This window comes from Pseudomonas sp. Pseusp97, from assembly GCF_047304025.1.
Classification (GTDB): Bacteria; Pseudomonadota; Gammaproteobacteria; order Pseudomonadales; family Pseudomonadaceae; genus Pseudomonas.
The window spans coordinates 1-2,302 of sequence record NZ_JBGLYK010000399.1 but is presented as its reverse complement, the minus strand read 5'-3'; the positions used below and the strand labels follow the sequence as shown (position 1 = coordinate 2,302).

1 protein-coding gene and 1 pseudogene are annotated in these 2,302 nt (G+C 64.8%); one reads left to right on the top strand and one right to left on the bottom strand.

The features are described from left to right. Positions 1-193, bottom strand: a pseudogene (locus ACCC94_RS29335) (hypothetical protein); the annotation flags it as partial. Positions 194-451: 258 nt separating this feature from the next. Here ACCC94_RS29335 and ACCC94_RS29330 point away from each other — a divergent pair. Next, positions 452-2,212 carry a cation:proton antiporter gene (locus ACCC94_RS29330; RefSeq protein ID WP_413353102.1) on the top strand — a complete coding sequence of 587 codons (1,761 nt, stop codon included), beginning with the start codon at positions 452-454 and terminating at the stop codon, positions 2,210-2,212. Positions 2,213-2,302 lie beyond the last annotated feature (90 nt).

Here is a 2,302-nt window from a genome sequence, read left to right as displayed (position 1 = left end):
CGGCAGCACCGGTCGCGGCCGGGCCTGCGGCAGTCGGGGAATTCGGCGCGGCGCTGGGTTGCGCCTGGCGGGTCTGGTGGCTCGGCGCCGAGCCCATGCTCTTGCCGCCACCGAAACGCTTGGCGGCGTTGACGTCGAGGCTGAGCGTCACGGCGACACAGAAAGCCATGGCAAGGCTGAGAAAGCGCTTCATGGTTGTCATTCTCTTGGTTGGTATACGACGCACGTCATGTTGCCGACCGCTGCCCTGGAGGGCCAGCCGGATTTTGTTTCGTGCTGTTGCCCTGTATTGGGCGTACCCCTGATATGGGGGCGGATGAATCCCTTTCCAAATCAGTCTGTTACTGATTCTTTCAGAACCGCCTGTCGGAAGAGTCGGATGGTAGGCTTCGCTGAGCGAGGCCGTCAGCCGCGCGATCCCCTGACCACCCCGCCGCGAGGACCGCCGACCATGCATGCCATCGACTTCATCCAGGACCTCGCGGTGATCATGCTGATCGCCGGCTTCGTCACCATCCTCTGCCATCGCTTCAAGCAACCGGTGGTGCTGGGCTACATCATCGCCGGGGTGATCATCGGCCCGCACACCCCGCCCTTCGCCCTGGTGCACGACGAGGAAACCATCAAGACCCTCGCCGAGCTGGGGGTGATCTTCCTGATGTTCTGCCTGGGGCTGGAGTTCTCCCTGCGCAAGCTGTTCCAGGTCGGCGCCACGGCGTTCATCGCCGCGTTCCTGGAAATCACCCTGATGATCTGGGCCGGCTTCGAGATCGGCCGCCTGTTCGACTGGAGCACCATGGATTCGCTGTTCCTCGGCGCGATCCTGGCGATGTCCTCCACCACCATCATCATCAAGGTCCTGGGCGACCTGAAGATGAAGAACGAGCGCTTCGCCCAGCTGATCTTCGGCGTGCTGATCATCGAGGACATCCTCGGCATCGGCATCATCGCGCTGTTCTCCGGTATCGCCGTGAGCGGCACGGTGGAGGCCGACCAGGTGTTCTCCACGGTCGGCAAGCTCAGCCTGTTCATGGTCGTCGCGCTGGTCGTCGGCATCCTGCTGGTGCCGCGCCTGCTGGCCTATGTGGCGAAGTTCGAGAGCAACGAGATGCTGCTGGTGACGGTGCTGGGCCTGTGCTTCGGCTTCTGCCTGCTGGTGGTGAAGCTGGAATACAGCATGATCCTGGGCGCCTTCCTGATCGGCGCGATCATGGCCGAGTCGCGCCAGCTGATCCAGATCGAACGCCTGATGGAGCCGGTGCGCGACATGTTCAGCGCGATCTTCTTCGTCGCCATCGGCCTGACCATCGACCCGAAGGTGCTGGTGGACTACGCCGCGCCGATCCTGGTGATCACCCTGGTGGTGGTCGCCGGCAAGCTGCTGTCCTGCGGCGCTGGCGCCTTCATCGCCGGCAACGACGGGCGCACCTCGATGCGCGTGGGCATGGGCCTTTCGCAGATCGGCGAGTTCTCCTTCATCATCGCCGCGCTGGGCATGAGCCTGGGCGTGACCAGCGACTTCCTCTACCCGGTGGTGGTCGGCGTATCGGCCATCACCACGCTGCTGACGCCCTACCTGATCCGCTCGGCCGACCCGCTGGCGCTGTACCTGGGCCGCAGCCTGCCATCGCCGATGGTGCGGGTGTTCAGCCTCTACGGCGAGTGGCTGCGCAGCATCAAGCCGCGCGGCGACAAGGCGATCCTCGCTGGGATGATCCGCCGCATCCTGCTGCAGGTCGGGGTCAACCTGACCCTGGTAATCGCGATCTTCTTCGGCCTGGCGTTCTTCGCCGACCGCCTGTCACAGTGGCTGGCCGGTTTCGTCGAGCACGAGGCGCTGCACAAGGCGCTGATCTGGGGCGCCGCGCTGCTGCTGTCGCTGCCGTTCCTGATCGCCGCCTACCGCAAGCTCAAGGCGCTGGCGATGCTGCTGGCGGAGATGGGCGTGAAGGCGGAGAGCGCCGGGCGCCACACCGCCCGGGTGCGCCGGGTGATTTCCGAGCTGATCCCGCTGCTGTCGCTGGGCGGCATGATGCTGCTGCTCGCGGCGCTGAGTTCGAGCATCCTGCCGCCGGGCGAGCTGCTGGTAGTGGTGGCGCTGATCGCCGCCCTGGTGATCGCGGTGTTCTGGCGCTGGTTCATCCGCGTGCATTCGCGGATGCAGGTGGCGCTGATCGAGACATTCGAGCAGAGCGGTGGCGGGCATCACTGAGGTTTGACTGTAGGAGCGAGCTTGCTCGCGAACCGACTCCGCTGCGGGGTTGGTTCGCGAGCCTGTGTGTTTTAAACAAAAACGAGCCCA